Annotated in this window: 12 protein-coding genes and 5 riboswitches; of the genes, 1 reads left to right on the top strand and 11 read right to left on the bottom strand. The window is 27.9% G+C overall.

Going from position 1 to position 17133, the window contains the following annotated elements:
• Positions 1–4: 4 nt before the first annotated feature.
• The 8 genes from MCOLE_RS00165 to MCOLE_RS00130 all read right to left on the bottom strand — a co-directional run bounded on the left by MCOLE_RS00165 (position 5) and on the right by MCOLE_RS00130 (position 10736).
• The gene (locus tag MCOLE_RS00165; RefSeq protein WP_100670413.1) at positions 5–994 is read right to left on the bottom strand and encodes a carbohydrate ABC transporter permease; all 990 of its coding nucleotides are present in this window, start codon (positions 992–994) and stop codon (positions 5–7) included.
• Positions 987–3374 carry an ATP-binding cassette domain-containing protein gene (locus MCOLE_RS03805; protein WP_100670412.1) on the bottom strand — a complete coding sequence of 796 codons (2388 nt, stop codon included), beginning with the start codon at positions 3372–3374 and terminating at the stop codon, positions 987–989. The genes MCOLE_RS00165 and MCOLE_RS03805 overlap by 8 nt, the downstream gene beginning before the upstream one ends.
• Before the next feature lie 33 nt (positions 3375–3407).
• Positions 3408–5507 carry a type 2 periplasmic-binding domain-containing protein gene (locus MCOLE_RS00155; protein ID WP_100670410.1) on the bottom strand — a complete coding sequence of 700 codons (2100 nt, stop codon included), beginning with the start codon at positions 5505–5507 and terminating at the stop codon, positions 3408–3410.
• Positions 5508–5588: 81 nt separating this feature from the next.
• Positions 5589–5651: riboswitch (nucleoside riboswitch) on the bottom strand.
• A 164-nt stretch (positions 5652–5815) separates the two neighbouring features.
• Positions 5816–6487: a lipoprotein gene (locus tag MCOLE_RS00150; RefSeq protein WP_100670408.1), complete on the bottom strand. Its 672-nt coding sequence runs from the start codon at positions 6485–6487 to the stop codon at positions 5816–5818.
• Positions 6488–6574: 87 nt separating this feature from the next.
• A riboswitch (nucleoside riboswitch) is annotated at positions 6575–6637 on the bottom strand.
• Between the two features lie 41 nt (positions 6638–6678).
• Positions 6679–7197, bottom strand: coding sequence for a lipoprotein (locus tag MCOLE_RS00145; protein ID WP_100670407.1), 519 nt, complete (start codon positions 7195–7197; stop codon positions 6679–6681).
• Positions 7198–7297: 100 nt separating this feature from the next.
• A riboswitch (nucleoside riboswitch) is annotated at positions 7298–7361 on the bottom strand.
• A gap of 95 nt (positions 7362–7456) precedes the next feature.
• Positions 7457–7801, bottom strand: coding sequence for a hypothetical protein (locus MCOLE_RS00140; RefSeq protein ID WP_123796545.1), 345 nt, complete (start codon positions 7799–7801; stop codon positions 7457–7459).
• Between the two features lie 133 nt (positions 7802–7934).
• Positions 7935–9386, bottom strand: coding sequence for a lipoprotein (locus MCOLE_RS00135; protein ID WP_100670403.1), 1452 nt, complete (start codon positions 9384–9386; stop codon positions 7935–7937).
• A gap of 109 nt (positions 9387–9495) precedes the next feature.
• Positions 9496–9557: riboswitch (nucleoside riboswitch) on the bottom strand.
• A gap of 42 nt (positions 9558–9599) precedes the next feature.
• Complete coding sequence (locus MCOLE_RS00130; protein WP_100670401.1) at positions 9600–10736, bottom strand: endonuclease; 1137 nt, start codon at positions 10734–10736, stop codon at positions 9600–9602.
• A gap of 72 nt (positions 10737–10808) precedes the next feature.
• A riboswitch (nucleoside riboswitch) is annotated at positions 10809–10871 on the bottom strand.
• A 114-nt stretch (positions 10872–10985) separates the two neighbouring features.
• Between MCOLE_RS00130 and MCOLE_RS00125 the strand changes: the two genes are divergently transcribed.
• Complete coding sequence (locus MCOLE_RS00125; RefSeq protein ID WP_100670399.1) at positions 10986–12248, top strand: MBL fold metallo-hydrolase; 1263 nt, start codon at positions 10986–10988, stop codon at positions 12246–12248.
• A 7-nt stretch (positions 12249–12255) separates the two neighbouring features.
• Here MCOLE_RS00125 and MCOLE_RS00120 read toward each other — a convergent pair whose 3' ends face one another.
• From MCOLE_RS00120 to MCOLE_RS00110, 3 genes are all read right to left on the bottom strand, one after another.
• A complete protein-coding gene (locus MCOLE_RS00120) occupies positions 12256–14403 on the bottom strand; it encodes a hypothetical protein (protein ID WP_100670397.1) in 2148 nt (715 codons plus the stop codon).
• A 90-nt stretch (positions 14404–14493) separates the two neighbouring features.
• The gene (locus MCOLE_RS03830) at positions 14494–15360 is read right to left on the bottom strand and encodes an ABC transporter ATP-binding protein (RefSeq protein WP_420866550.1); all 867 of its coding nucleotides are present in this window, start codon (positions 15358–15360) and stop codon (positions 14494–14496) included.
• Positions 15361–16235: 875 nt separating this feature from the next.
• Entirely contained in the window at positions 16236–17099 is an 864-nt protein-coding gene (locus MCOLE_RS00110; protein ID WP_100670393.1) for an Hsp33 family molecular chaperone HslO, read from the bottom strand.
• Positions 17100–17133 lie beyond the last annotated feature (34 nt).

The following is a 17133-nucleotide window of genomic DNA, read 5'->3' as shown; positions in this document are numbered from 1 at the left end:
ACTCCTATCTATATTTTTTATTTAAGTATTTACTTAATTGTCTATTACATAATGTCATAATTAAAATAATAATCATTAATACAATAGAAGCAGCTCCACCAGTACTGTATGATGGTAAGCTTCCTGATCCAGAATTTATTCTTGAGAATATAAAGAACACAGCAGTTTGTGCTTCTGATTTAACAGCTTCTTCATAATTTGCAAATAATCCGAACGGCATGAATTTAAATGAACCAATAATACCAGTTGTGATCATATAAATAATAACTGGCATAATTTGTGGTACAGAGATTTTTCAAAATTGTTGTCATCTTGGAACTCCATCAATTGAAGCAGCTTGGTATAAACGCTTATCAACTCTTAAGAATGCAGCAGTAAACATAATAATTTTAAATGGTAGCATTTTTCATACTCCATAGATTATTAACATGATCATTGCATTTTTTGGTTCTTTTCAATCTACTCTTGATAAACCTAATTTAGCAAGTAATTGAGTTAAAAGAGAAGTATCACTTGTTGAAAATAAAATTGAGAATGCCATAGCAACAGCAAGTGCTGATGTTACATATGGTAAGAAGAATGCTGATTGGAAGAAAGCAAACGCTCTCTTACTTAAAACATTACTTAAAGCTTTAGCAGTTCATAATGCAATTAATAGCGAAATTGGAACTGAAACTAAAACATAAATTAAAGTGTTTCTCAACGCAATAGGGAATTCATGTGTTGGTTCAGTGAATAAATTAACAATGTTTTTAAAACTTAAGACAAATAATCCATTTGCCCCATTTGCACTTAAACCATATTTGAAAACAATAAAGATTGAGAAATATGAGAATATACATACAAAGAATAACCCCGGTATAACTCAAATTAATTGATTTATTAAATCGAATTTTCCCTTCTCCATGTTTTTAGGTTTAGACTTTTTACCCTTAGGGTTTACAACCCTATCATCAATTAAGACAAAACCTTCATCTTTCTTATTTTTACGCATACTTTACCTCTACTAAGTTTGTTTCCGCATCAAATAAGTATAGATCTTCTTTTCTTGCATATAGTTTTAGAATTGAAGAATCTTTCAAATTATTTCATTCATGTGGTTCTAAAATTAATGTGATTTCAAGTTTACTATTTAAACGAACTTTAATGTGATTTTGTTTTCCTAGTTGTTCAACTAGAGAAACTTCACCTTCACCAATAAATACTTTTCCTTTTGTTCCAGAAATACTAATTCTTTCTGGTCTAATTCCTAGTGTTCACTGTTCTTTTTCAATTTTTTGACCTTTAATTGTTAATTTTTCACCTGATGGTAATTCAAATGTTGATTTTCTAACTTTAATATCAATAAAATTAATATTTGGTGTTCCAATGAAGTTTGCAACAAATTTATTTTTTGGTTTGTTATAAATCTCTAATGGCGTTCCTCCTTGTTGTAGAACCCCTTTATTCATAACAAAGATTGAATCTGAAATACTCATAGCTTCTTCTTGATCGTGAGTAACAAAAATAGTTGTAATACCAACTTTTTGTTGGAATCTCTTAATTCATTCTCTTGTTGTTAAACGTAATTTTGCATCTAAGTTAGATAACGGCTCATCCATTAATAAAATACTTGGTTTTTTAACAACAGCTCTTGCAATAGCAACCCTTTGTTGTTGTCCACCTGATAGTTCACTTGGTTTTTTATTTAACTGAGTTTCAATTTCAACTTGTTTTGCAGCTTCTAAAACTAACGATCTAATTTTACGTTTTTTAGAATAAATGTTTTTTCTTATTTCTTGTTCAATTTCAGTTACATCAATTTGATTTCCACATTTTAATAATTCTTTTTCAACTAATGAAGGCAACTTATTAAATGTTTCAGAAATAAAGTTTTCAGTCTTTTCTGCAAATGCTATTAAAAGGCTTTCAGTTAATGCATCTCTTTCTGCAATGTAATTTGCATAATCAGAATTTTCTAAACTTAAAATATCAATTCCACTAATTTTTTTATCTTCCTCAAGTGATATTATTTTTTCAATTTCTTTATTAATTTTTGAAAGTTGATCACTTGATTCAGAAATATTTAAGTATGAATTTATATTTACTGAGTAGTAGTTTGTCAATTGTGTAAACTCGTTTTGCTCAACTGAATTAACATAATTTTGCATATTAGTAAAAACTAAATCATTTAAATTTTGTTGAATCACATTAAATTCAATCTTTGAAATATTTAATAAGTATTTAGTTAAATCATTTTGAATATCTAGTTCTTTTGGTAAATATTTTGAAACATTTTTAACAAATTTAGCTGCTAATTTTTCATGTTTACTTAAATAAGTTGTTCTAAATGCTGTAATTTTTTTACTAATGTTAATTATTGAAGTTTGAATTTTATTATTTTTTATAATTGGTTGTTTTGTTTTTAATAAAACTTCAGCAAAATAAGCATCAATTTCTTTTTCAAGCGCTGCAACTTCAAGATCAATAAAGTCATTTGTTATTGCTGACTTAATTGCATTATAGTTATCATATCCATTTTCACTTGATGAACTTTTGAAAATATCTAAATTAGCGCTAACTTTTTTTTGTTCTTTTCTAATTTGTTTTTTAGAAGTTTTGCTTGTTTTAATAAGTTCTACTAAATGTTTTTGATTATCTCTTACATTTTGTTCATTTAATCAAGCATAGTATCCAATAGTTCCTGCAAAACGAATATCTAACTTTTGAGCTAATAACATTTTGTAGTTTTTTAAAATTACTGATTCTAATCTCGCTTTTATTTCATTAAATTTAATTTTTAGTTTGTCATATAAATAACTTACTAAGTGATTTTTTAATACTTCAGCATTGTCAAAATCAACAAATAATTGATCAGTATATTCAATAATTGAATTTTTATGATTCTTCAAAAAATCTGTTTCAAGTAATTTAAATTTATTATTTGTCTCTTTTAAGAATGTTTTTAAATCATTTAAAAATTCATTTTGTTCTTCTATGATCAATTCATATGATTGTGTATTTCTTAAATCTTTTAATCTATTTTTATATTTAAAATTATCTCTTGCTAATTCCTTCTTAAAATCTTTTGAATGGTACAAAGGATATGCAATATTTTTAAAAACGCTCATATGTGAATATAGTGCATAACTTTGGAATACTAATCCGATGTTTCTTTGTTGAGGTGTTTTATGTGTTACATCAACACCATCAAATAAAATTTGGCCTGATGTTGTATTTATAAGACCTGCAATTGCGTTTAAAGCTGTTGTTTTACCACAACCAGAAGGTCCTAAAAGGGAAACTAGTTCCCCTTTGTTAATATTTACACTTAGGTCATTTACCGCCAAGAAATTTCCGTAGTCAATTGTTATATTTTTTAGTTTAATACTCATGTTTTTAAAAACTTTCTATCTTTTAAATTTATTTTATTTTTTCTTATTTTTTGAATTGTGAGTTAAATTAATTTTGCTAAACATATCTGTGTTATTTTTTTTCATTACATAGTTTTGCAATGTGTATACTTTACTTTCAGCATTTAATATATCGCTAAATTTAGTATCTTTAGCTTTGCTTATGTCTGTTATTGTTCCTGTTCCTGTAATTGCTGTTGCAATTGAGTCACGAACAGTTGCTCCGATTGGTGATGGAGTTGAAGTTACTAATATTCTATCAGCACCTTCAGCTAAGTATTTTTCAATAAATCCTGAGTTAACAGCATTGGGAGAAGCTTGTGAACTTAATGAACCTTTACTTGTTGAATAAATACCAGTAAAAGTATTATCAACTGTGTATTTATTAGTTTTTTCTTTCTCATTAAGTTTATTTACAACGCCATCTAATGCAGTTGGATTTTTAATAGCATTTTTTTGATTTTTGGCTTCTTTATTATTGTAGTTACCATTTACATAGTTTTGGTAAATTAACATTCCTGACTTAGTTGGTGGCATGTAATTTGATTTAAGTGCAAAATCAGCTGCTTGCTTTGGCTGCATCATGTAGTTTAAGAATGCTGTTACAGTTTTTTCTTTTTCTTCTGAATTAGAACCATTAGATTTAAATCCTGCAAGACCAGGACCTTGTGACATAAATACTGATTTTTCTCCTTGAGCTGTTGAAGTAGAAGTTGTTAATACGTCAGCATTTGTAACTGGAGAATATCCAACATTATTAACATATTTTGCTTTTGTAAAGTTGTAAGCACCTGCTGATGAACCACTTGACATAAATGATGAACCAACTAAGAAACTATCACTTGTATAGTATTTTGTTGTCCCTTCTTGTCTACTTAAATTTAAAGTTCCATTTCATTGTTCAGCATATGAACCTAAATTATTGTTTGAATTATTTTCTTTAGCTATTTCCTTGAATGCTTGTAAGAAATCTGAAGTATCTTTAAATCCTTGAGATTCTTCATTAAAGTTTACATTTGCTACTCTTGTTTCTTTATCATAATTTGCACTGTAGAAAAAATTATTATTTTCATCAGTGATATCAATTGAACCTTTACCAGTTCTAGCAGCATGATCCATAAAGTATTTATTTGCTAATGAATCAATTCCCACAGAGAAATGTTTTCCAGATGATGGATTAACAGAATCCATTTTTAGATTTTTTGTATTTTCATATTTTAAATCAATGTTTTTAGTTTGTGAGAATATTTCGTTGTAAACTTTTGCTAAGCTAATTATAGTTTCATTTTTGGCAAAAACATCTCTAATTACATCATCAACAGATTCTCCAGAGTCAGCAGTTGAACCTATTTTTGATAAAGGTTCCAAAGCTTCTACTAAACTTTTTTGAACATCTTTTAAGTTAGCATTTTCAAATCAAACATCATCTAAGTTAACTTTATCTGCTGCAAAAACAGTTGTTTTTGATAAACTTCCGTCTCCTGTTAAGTTTTTTCTTTTTTCTTTATTAAAGTTTTCAAATTCTGTTTTTACTTTTGATGATATTTCTTTACCATTAAAATCTGTCACATTAATTTTTGATACAAATTCTAAAAAGAAGTTTACATTAATTACTGACATTTCAACTGATTTACCAAATGGTAAAACAATTTGTGTTGCCTTGTCGCTTCCTTGCATTTTGTATTGACCTTCTTGTAAGAATGATTCATCAACAACGTCTTTTTCAAAGTTTTTGAATCCTGCTTCTCCAATTGAAGTCTCCATATCTCTAACTTGATCTGACACTTTTGTGTTTGCATATAATGAAACTGCATCAGCATAGCTAATATATAGATCTGGCAAATTATCACCTGTTAAAATTGCATCATTAATTGTTCCTGATTTAGCTCATTTTACTTGAATAGGAACAAATCCTTTTTCCCCAGCGTGTAATTCATTAAATTCTTGAACTAAATCTGTATATGCATCTATTTTATCAGTTGAACCTACTCCAACAGCTTCACCTGGAAGCATAAAAATAACATTTTTCTCTGGTTTAACCCCACAAGAAACTACACTCATTCCAGCTGTACCAACAAGTGTTACAGAAGATAATGTTAATAATAATTTTTTCATTTAAAAATAATCCCCCTAATTTTTTCGTACAAATTATTACTTAATAAAGAAGCAACTTAATTCTTATAAAATAATTCTATTTCTTATAGTCTTAAGATCGGTCTTAAGGCGGGTCAGTAGCCCATTATGCTACCCTGTATAAGTCAATTTTTATTAAGTTAAAAATATTATAATATAATAAACTTTATTATGTTGTCATAAAATGTAATGATAAGTGTTATATTTTATGATATTATTAAATATACAACAATCATACATTACAAAAAAAATAGACTTTTGTCTATTTCATTTATTATTAATTTTATTTATTAAATAAATGTAAATTCAACTTCAACAGCTGAACCACTTTTTACTTTTGAACTTGAAGTACTTCCTTCAATTTTTGCTGTTCCTGGTTTTCCTTCAGTTGGAGCAACAATATCTTTTAAATAATAGTCTTTAGCAACTGTACCTTTTAATAAATCTTTGTTTGCTGCAATTAATGCATCAGCAATTGAATTTGATTTATCATATTTACCTGATCCTTCAAATTTACTTTTGTCAACTTCTAATCCTTTTTTTACTAAATTTGTAGTAGCTGCTAAATCGAGTCTTGTATCATTTGTTGCTGTAAATGCAACTGTAACTGCAAAATCAGCTGATGGACTTAATAATTCTTGTCCTGAATTTTTACCAGTAATTGTTGCTGATGTTGAAGTTATTTTTGAAACGTATAACATGTTTGATGTTATAGTGTCTCCAACCGCTTTTTTTAATACTGATTCATTTTTGTCAAAAAATGTTTTTGAAATATTTGCAGAAGTGTTTGTTCCAATTTCTCCTAAATCTAAAACTAAGTTTTTTACTTTTGATAAAGCTACTAACCCTGTTTCAGGATCAGTGATATCTTTATCTCCATTGTTTCCTCCACAAGAAACTACTGCTGAAGCTCCTGTTGCTGTTAATCCAATTGCACCTAATACGGCTAATAATTTTTTCATAAATCCCCCTAATTTGAATACAACCCAAAGAAAAACTTCAGTTGATAATAAAAAAAGGTTTTTTGCTTATAGACAAAAAACCTCTACACTTATAGTCTCAAGATTGGTCTTGAGGCGGGTCAGTAGCCCATTATGCTACCCTGTATAAGTTTTTCATATTAAGTTGTTAGTAAAATTATACAACAAATGAATTAGTTTGTGTAAGTTACGAAAACATTGTCGTAATTAAAACCTGTGTTTGTTCCAAAATTAGCATAAGTTCATTGTTCGCTTTTTGAAACTAAATAATCTATTTTCAGAGTGTTTTTTTTGTCAGAACCACTTCCTTTTGTTGAGCTTCTAACTGCAACAATATAAACTGAATAGTCACTTAGACCTGTAGGTTTTGGTGCTTTTTCTGCAACAGCTTCTGCTTTTTCGCCACTTGATTTTCCTAATGATAAATTATCGGCAAAAATAATATTGTTTCTTGCTACTTTTGAAAAATCTATTGTCTTAATTTTTTCATTCATATCTTTTGCGCTTTCAAAAGTTGTACCTATTTGATCAATGACATAACCTTGAACTTGTTTTATATTATTGTTTCAAGCATTAACTCCCTCAACTTTTGTGTAATCTTTATCTTCATGTTTTGTTCCACAACTTACTAGAGTTGTTCCTGTTGTTGCTGTTAATCCAACAGCAGCTAATATAGCTAATATTTTTCTCATATTAATCTCCTTCTTTTATTTTTATTATTTTCTCAACCAAATAAAAAAGTTTCTTTCCAATAAGACGTTGAAAGAAACTTTATTTAAAGTTTTATAAAAGTCCTATAGTCTTCAAATAGGTTTGAAGGCGGGGTCAGTAGCCCATTATGCTACCCTGTATAAGTTTCTTAAATATTTAGTTGCTCTATTAATATATAATTTTTGACAACATAAAAAATAAAAAAAGATATTGAAATAAAAATTTTTCAATATATAATTCTTATTCAATGAATAAATTCAAAGTGTAATAAATTTTTAAAGTTCCTATAAACATTGTTGAAGCTTCGCTAAAAGTTACTTGCATTGAACCCGATCTTGCTGTAGGTTCTTCATTTGAAGAATATAAATTTACAGTATCCAAATTAGTTCGTCAAAGATCATCAGCAGTTGTTCACGCTGGAAGCAATGAAGCGTTCAATTGAACAAAAGTTGTCATTTGAACCTCCAGTGTTTCCATTAACTTCAGTTCTCCAACATTTAAATCACCTTCAGTATTTCAATTATTATTTGTGTTATTATTGCCACATGAAACAACTGCTGATATAGCTGTAACTGTACGGACCAATTGCTGATAATGTTATTAAAAATTTTTTCATATTATTTCTTTCTTAAAGTTTAGCTTACTTTAAATTTAGGTATTAATAGTTCTAGGGGTTATTTTATATTAGATAAAATAAGGCAAACTGCTTTTGTGCATATTAGTTAATTCTGTATTGTATAAAGAATGTTCCTCTTATTTTTGTTGAATCTGATTTAGCAGTTAAGCAAATTCAGTCGTCTTCTTTTGGTGCATTTTCTATAGTTGAATTATCTGAGTATTTGGCACTACTTGGATTTATTTCAGTTTGTAGATCTGAAGCGTTTTTTATATCAAATTTCTTAAATTTTGATTCATTCAATTTATAAAATTCTTCCAACGGACTAGATCATTTATTTGGTCTTTTTTTACCATTTTTTGAATCTTTAGTAGGAAAAGTATTCATTCCGTTTGCTGGTCTTATGTCAAAATTTATGCCAGATTCAGAATTACTTAAGTCTAAAATATTACTTGGTGAATCAACTGAATAAGTAACTTTAATTCCATTTGTTGATTTCAGAATTGTACTTGTATTTTTAGCTTCAATTATTACTGTTTTTTCAGCCTTGTTTCAATTTGAATTCTTTATAAATAAATCTGATGATGACTTAATTTCACTAAGACCATCAATAGCTTTTAATGTTGTTTCGTTTGCAGCAAAAAATGCATCTCTAATAGCTGTTGTTGATGTGGTTGGTTCTTGAACTAAAACAACTTTATTTACTAGTCCTTCTATTTCATCTAAATTTACTCTTTTATCTTGAACTTCATAAGTTAGTTCTAAAGTATCAACTGATGAAACCATTTTACTATTTTTATTTCCAGTTATAGTTGCTTTACCATTAGCATCAACTGCAACATAATAGTTAGTCTTTGCACTAATTCCTAATTCTGAAATTTTAGTTTTATTTGCCTCTAAGAATGCATCCAATATAATTGCATAGTTATTTGAAGTAACAAAACCAACATTAGCTTGCAATTCTAACTGACTTAATTTCAATTTTTCTTGTACATTTAATTTTCTTGAACCTGAATAAGTCTGATCAATGTTTGGAACTAAATATAAACCATCTTCTTTGGCTTCTATTTTAAGTTTTGTTCAATCTATATTAGAACTTTCAGTTGATGTTGAGTTTTCTTGTATTGCAGTTAGAACTTTATCTAAATCTGCTAAGTCTTCTGCTTCCATGTATAAATTATCATTAAAACTTAAAGTTGAAATATCAATTGAGTTTGATGCCCCTGCTTCAAAATTATGTTCAATTGTTACTGAACCTTTAAATTTTTTTCCTACTGCACTTATTTTAATATTTGCTTTTTTATCATTTGTTGAATCAACGGTAATTGATTCAACTTTAAGTTCACTCGCTCCATATTTTAAGTCAACTTCTTTTTGTAAATCTTCAATTGTTCATGCTTTATCTGTTTTAGTTAAAACTAAAGCAGACAACTCTGACTCAATAGATTTAATATTTTGGTATCCTTTACCATCTTTTGTACTACATGATACAACAACAGAAGCTGATGTAGCTGATATTCCAACAGCTGATAATATTGTTAATAATTTTTTCATTTATGTCCCCTTTTTTGTTTGCTTTTTACAACTTTTTAATACAAAAAAACATAAGAAAGTAGAAAAAGAGGGTGTTTTTGTATAAGCAAAAAACATTCCCTCTCTTAAAACTTATAGTCTCAAGATTGGTCTGAGGCGGGTCAGTAGCCCATTATGCTACCCTGTATAAGTTTTTGCAATATTAAGTTGTTCGAAAAATTATGATTTGGTATTTTATTCTAGTAAATCTGAAATTGTTTTATTTTCTCAAATTAAATGTGCATATTCTGGATGATCAATAAAAGGATTTCTATTTTTTTGATAGTGTTTGTATATAATTTCATTTCTTTGCATTTCAAAAGCATCTACCGGATCTTCTTTATGTCATTTTAAAAGTATATCTAAAACTCCCATGTATTTTGCGTTTGTTGGTTTAATTAATGATTCGTTATTTGTTAAGTTTAAATCTTTGTACTGAATTGCCATGTACATTAAAGCTCTTGATACATCTCCTTTAAAATCTTTCCCTGGAAAATAAGCATCAGAACTTACAATAGTATTTTTTTCTGTTGATGTTAAAGAATCTTTAAAATATCTATTCCCTCTGACTGCATTTGTTTTTACATTACATGCTCTTAAATTATGTAAGTCTCCCCTTGAAGTTGACTTATCGAATTTTGATTGTGGTCATATATGTTCTCTATTTCAAGTATCATTGCTTTGCCCACCTTCTCATTTTGGTTTATACAACTGGCCATCGTAGAAACCATAAATAAAAGTTTCACCATCCTTAACAATTAAATCAGTTTGAACTAAAGCTTCTTTTGCTGTATCATATGACAATGTAACAAAATTTTTGTGTGATATTGTATAAAGTTCATTTTTTAAAGCTTCACCGCTCAAATTTTTAGTTGAATCATAGTATTCCGCTTCAGAATTGTTTGAATAATAAAAACCTTGAGAATTTTGATTTCAAATTCCAACATTTAATTGATCATAATCAATAGGTACATCTAAGCTCTCATTTTTGATTTCAAAAACAATATTAACTGCATATTGTTTTTTTGAGTCAAATATTTTTGAACTTTCTTTACCATATAATAAAGCAGATGAATCCGTTATATCTGTTACATAGAAATCATTTGCTGTTGTTCCTTTAGGCAAAATCCCACTGTTTTTGCTTGCAAAAGTTATAGCAATTAGTGATGGGGTATTTGCCTTTACATAACCAATATTTAATTTTAAATTACTTATTTCATTTAATTTTACAGTGCCACCTCTAAAATCTTTTTCATTAGAACACGAAACTGTAAATGAAAAAGTGCTAGCTGATAATGAAAATGTTGATAAAATAATTAATAATTTTTTCATAATTCTCCTTCACAACTTAAACAAAGAAAAAGAGGGTGTTTTTGTGCAAGCAAAAACAATCCCTCTCTTAAAACTTATAGTCTCAAGATTGGTCTTGAGGCGGGTCAGTAGCCCATTATGCTACCCTGTATAAGTTTTTGCAATATTAAGTTGTTGTAAAAATTATATATTAAAATAATTCTTTAGTTGTATTTTTTTATACATTTTTTAATTTTATTTGTGAGAGAATATTCAAAACTTGGAGGTTATATGAAAAAAGTTATAAGTGTATTATTTGCAGCTAGTTTAACTTTTGGAACAAGTTCACTTTTGGTTTCTTGTGGAAATAAAAATGAGATAACAGACCCTGAAAATAATAACAATAATGGTGGAGAAGGAAATGGAAGCAACTCTAATTTAAATGGTTATTCATCTTTTTGAGTATTATCAGTTGGAAATGCTAATTACACTTTTTTACAAAATGAAGATCGCGCGATAGTTTTTGATGTTGGTGTAGGAATGGCTGGAGCAGTGAATGAGGGACTTAGTGATGATGAAATTCATGAACATGATTCAAAAGCAACTGAAACAGGCAATTGAAAAATGGACAGTGATGAAAGAACGCAATGAGTTGTTGATTATATGAAAAAAGTAGCTGGTGTAAAGTATATTGATGCTATTCTTATTTCTCATAAACATCAAGACCATTTTAGTGCTCTAGCTAACACAATTAATAATTTTGAAGTTGGAACAGTTGTAGCTCCCATGGACAATGTAGGATTGGAAAAAACTATTCATAATTTAAAAAGAGGTGAAAATGTTAGGGTTGATACAAGTTTTTCAAAAAACTATCAATTTATGGGGGTTAACATTGAAAACTTATCAGCATATGCTTCTAAAAGTAGCTTGGATTCAGCTTATAAGCAAAATCCAAATTCAACAAGTGCAATATGAAGATTTACAGTTAATGAAAAAACATTTTTACTTCCTGGTGACATGCAAGATTATAATTCTTGAAAGTCAAATTCCAATACTAGTTTAACACCAATAATGAAAGATCCTAATGTTCAAAATAAAATAAAAGAAAAACCTATTGATATTTACTTACCTGCGCATCATGGTTCTGCAAATTCTGCACAATCTATTACTAAAATGATAGGTCAATTGTCAAGAGTTCCTGAATATGTAATAATCTCAGGGACTACTGCCACTAAAGAATGAAAAAATTATGCTAATGCTTTGGTCTTTCCTGACGAAAGACCAAATGATTTAAGCGGTTCTGCTTTAAAAAATGATCCTACAAGAGGAAGACTAATTCATAATATTATGAGAGATTTAAAAAAGCAGGAACAGGATTTTATAAAAATAACTGGTGTGGCACCTAAATCAGTCAGATCTGTGTCAGAATATGATAACTCGATTGATTATGCACATTTGAATAATACTTTTGAATATAATTTGACAAAAAATAATGAAAAGATAAATCAAATGATTCATCACGAAGGAAACATAATAAATAAAATAATGAAATAAAAAGCACCTATTGTGCTTTTTTTGATGGATAAGTAATGTGTATTTCTTTGTAAAAATCTCCTTGATTTCTACCTAATCAATAAGAAAGATAAGCTGTGTCTTTTGAATTTTGAGGTTTGTTTAATAAGTCAAAAAACTTCATATCTTTCTTATTTAATAAATCCATAACTCCATTAGTGCCTGAAATGGCGTTTTTTAAACCACTTCTTACAATATCTGTAACAGGATTAGCTTTTGAAGACACCAAACTTATATTTTTTCTCTTATTTTCAGTGTCATTTGTTGAAATTTTTGGATTTAAATAATCATTGATAAACCCTGTATTAACAGGACTTATTCCTGCTTTTCATTCAGGAGTTCCTTTATTATTTTTTATTTGTCTAAAATACATTGGAATTAGTTCTTTAGCAACAGCAGGATTTATGTCTTCCTTATCGTATATTTTTTTTATATCAACGATTGCTTCTGCCAAAGCTTTTTCATTTGTATGAGTATTATTTTCATTATTAAAATTACCATTTAAGTAGTTTTCATAAATCAACATTCCAGATTTTGTTGCTGGCATATAACTTGTTCTTAAAGCAAATCTTGCAGTAGGTATAGGTTGCATAATATAATTTAAAAACCCTTTCACGCTTTCCTCTTTTTGAGCTGCATTACTTCCATTTGATTTAAAACCTGCTATCCCTCTTCCTTGAGACATAAAAACTGATTTTTCAGGATTTGAACCATTAGTTTTTGAAGTTGTTAATATATCAGCTCTTGTTACGGGTGAATATTTTGCAACTTCTCTAGAAGGTTTTGCATTCCTGGTTTGATTATCATTATATACATCTACTTCTTTTTCCCATGAAGATGTAAAGTAAAAATCATTAGCAGAAGATGCACTTCCCATAAACATTGTGCCTTTAGTAAAGTCTTGAGTTATATATGTCTTTGATTGAGAATTTTGTTCATATCTAGAAGTAGAAAATACGCCATTTCATTGTTCAGAATAACTTAATCCTGGTTTGCTATCTTTTATATTGTCTACAGCTATATCCTTCATTCCTTGTAAATATTCTGAAGTTTCTTTAAAGCTTTGGTTATTTGATTCTAAATTAATCTCTGCAATTTTATTTTCATAGTTTGTGTTATATCAAAAATCTGAATCATTTTTAACATCGATTATTTCATGCCCTTTATCTGTTGAAGCATAATCCATATAATATTTATTATCAAGTGAATCTATTCCAAACGCAAAATTATATTTTTCATTTGGCTTCACATATTTATTGTCCTCAATTTTAACAGTTACATCTAAACCATTTTTTTGAATTATCTGGTTCATTGCTTTTGTTAAAGCTAAAACGTTTTTAGTTAACGCAAAAATTGATTTAATACCTTCAACTGAGTTTTCAACTTTTGAAAATAATTCAACAAGACTATTGTATGTAGATTTATCAATAGAAATTACATTATCTTTCTCTTTAAAAATTTCCCCATCTGGAACTAACTTTAAACCTTCTCTAAAAACTTTTGTTCCTGACATTTCAGTCTTATTTTCAAGAACACTAGATCTTTCATTGTTATATTTAGCATAAGTATTCTGAAGATCGGATAATTTATTTTTAACGTTTTGATCATCAAAAAGATCCATAAACTGAAATAGTAAATTAACATTAATAACTGAAATATCAAATGATTTACCAAATGGCAGCACTACTTGAGTATCTTTATATTTTCCTTCGTCAATAAATGCAGGTGTTATTAAATCATCTTTAAATTTTTCAAAACCTTGATCGCCCATTGATTTTTCCATGTCTCTTACTTGATCAGCGACAGTTGACTCCAAGTAAGTAGAAGCTGCATCAACATAAGATATATATAGATCGGGTAAATTATCTCCTGTTAAAACAGCATTATTAAGATAACTTGATTCCCTTCAAACAACATTTACAGGAACAAAACCTTCTTTGTCTCTATTCTGTTCATTAAATTCATCAGCCATTTCTTTATAAGCATTAAGTTTTTCTAAATCGGTGTCACTCATTGAAGAACCTCCAATAAGAGCGAAAATTACATTTTTCTCAGGCTTCACCCCGCAAGAAACTACAGATCCTGCAGCACCAGCAATAATAAATACAGATGATAGTGTTAATAATAGTTTTTTCATTTTATTTCAACAACTTTCTTTTATATAATATTTTAATTATAAAACTTATTATTAATAAAAACAAAAAAAGAACCATAATAGGTTCATTTTCTATGATCACTCAATAGTTTTTGGATCAGCTGGTTTTGAGTTTTTTTCTAAACTGTCAATTAATCCGTTTTTAATATGAATTACTGTATTAGCAATTTTTGCAATGTTAGGGTTGTGAGTAACTACTACAACTGTTGTTTTTTGTTCACGGTTAACTTTTACTAAAATTTCTAAAACTTTACGTCCCATTTCTTCATCTAACGCACCTGTTGGCTCATCGGCAAACAATATTTCAGGATTTTTAGCTAAAGCTCTAGCGATAGAAACCCTTTGTTGTTGCCCCCCTGACATTTGATGAGGATACTTATTCATTTGTTCTTTCATTCCAATAGTTTCAAAGATTTCTTCAATACTCATACCTTGTTTATTTTTATTAGCAAGATTTTGACCAACTTCAGCATTTTCTTTTGAAGTTAAATTTGTTAATAAGTTATATTGTTGGAAAATAAATCCTACATTTCTTCTTCTGAATTTTGTTAAATGTGAATCTTTTAATAAAGATAAGTTTGAACCTAAGATGAATACATCACCCTCAGTTGCTTTATCTAATCCAGAGATAACGTTTAAGAAGGTTGTTTTTCCAGATCCTGAAGGTCCTAATATAACAATAAAATCACCTTTGTCTAATTTTACATCAATACCTTTTAAAATCGGTGTTTCCAAATCTCCAGTAATGTATGATTTTTTAACATCTTTTAATTCAATAATATGCTCTAAAGTGTTTGGGCGGCAATTTGTTGTTGTAACAATAGTTCCTTCACTTAAAATACCTTTTGAGTATTTATTTGTTAATTGTTTTTGATATTTATTTTTTTGTTTTAGTCCTTTAACGCCTTTATCAAAATTAGTTTTAGGTTCTAATTCAATAAATTCACGTTTAGCCTCAGACTCGGTTGTTGGTTGAAAAACTTTAATTTCTTTATCTTTAACAACTTCGGTTTTGGTAGGTTTTTTTTGTTCTTTAACTGATTCTTTATTTTTTTCTCGCTCAACTTTTTCTTCTAAAAGTTTTTTTGCTTCTGCTTCTTGTCTCATTTTTAGTTCCCTTGCTTGTTTTTCTTTTTCAGCTTTTTCAGTTGCATTTTTTTTCTCATTAATTAACTTTTGTGCTTGAGCTATTTTTTGAGCTTTTTCTTTTTCAGCAGCAATTCTTTTAGATTCTGCTTCTTGTCTCATTTTTAATTCTTTTTCTTTTTTTTCTGAAAGAATTCTTTCTTTTTCTTGTTGAATTTGTTCTTTATAAATCAACTTAGCTTGTTTTTTATTTTCTTTTTTATGTTTTTTTTCTTCTGCAAGTTTTTGTTTAATTAATTCTTTTTCTTTTACTCTTTCAATTAACTTTTGTTCTTTTTCACTTAAAGAACTTTCATTTTTTGGAGTTTTTTTAATGTTTTGATTTTTAACTTGTTCAATTTTAGGTTCAACTGCTTTTTTTGCAGTTGCTTTTTGTTTTAAAGGTTTATTAGTTGAATGTATAGCCTGCTTGTACTTATCAACAATTTCCTTATTATACGTAGCTTCAGTCTTAACTTGTGTTGCTTTTTGTGCATTAACAGTTTTTGTATTTTCTGCTTTAGATCAAGTGTTGGCGTTAGCATTTCTTTTATCATTAGCCATTATTTGTACCTATTCTTTCTTAAAAATTTATAAAAATGTTAAAACAATATCTTTATGATTTTAACATTAATAGAAAAAAACAAAAGGATTTTAGGCAAATATATTGTCCTTTCCTTTTGTTTAAATTAAATTAATATCTTAAGTTGCTCATTTTTAACAATGTATTTTTTGTTACAAAAATCACAAATAACTTGAACGTCTTCTTCATTATTAATTAATTCTTCAATATCGTTTTTTCCTAATAATTTAACTGAGTCAAGTATTTTTTTATCGTTGCATGTACATTCAAAAATGATTTCTTTGCTTTCTAAAATTATAGCGTCTTCAAAAATTTCTTTTATTACCTCATAGTAATTGGTTGATTTCATTAAAATTTCACAGATAAATTTAGTATTTCCTAACTTTGATTCCAATAATTCTATATCTTCTTGAGTGTGTTCAGGTAGTAATTGAATTAATATTCCAACAACTTTTTGCACTTTCAAATCATCATCTAATTTTACGTCACTTGTTAAAAGTGAACCAACTTGGTTACTATCTCTTAAAAAATCCATTCAAATATGATCCATATTAGGTGAATCTGTGTTGATTGTTGAAACATAAGGTTCTTTTAAACCCATGTCTCTACTATTTAAAAGCTGTCCTTGTGTTCCTACTGTTGCAAAAACAGGGTTATTACTTAATCGTGGTATATATTCTTCGATTTCAAAATCTTTAACTTGAGCATATGCTCTAACTTTGTTGTTTTGAAATTCTGCAATCATTTTTTTAACTGCTCCATTATTTGAAATGTAATTAGAATTAATTTTTGCAAGTTCTTTATTATCTAATGAAATCAATGTATTACCAACAGTAAATTTTGATAAAGCAATACTTATAAAAGGGTTTGTTTGTTGTAAATTACAAATTTCTCTCATACTTTCACTAATATCAACTATTGCTATTTTTGCATTATGTTTATGGCTTATTGCTCTTATTTGTAAATCCATTTTGTTATCTCCTATACATTTTTAAATTTTACCT

It is taken from the genome of Mesoplasma coleopterae, assembly GCF_002804245.1.
GTDB lineage: Bacteria > Bacillota_I > Bacilli_A > Mycoplasmatales > Mycoplasmataceae > Mesoplasma > Mesoplasma coleopterae.
Note: the sequence above shows the minus strand (reverse complement) of the source record. Positions and strands in the feature narration are given on the sequence as shown.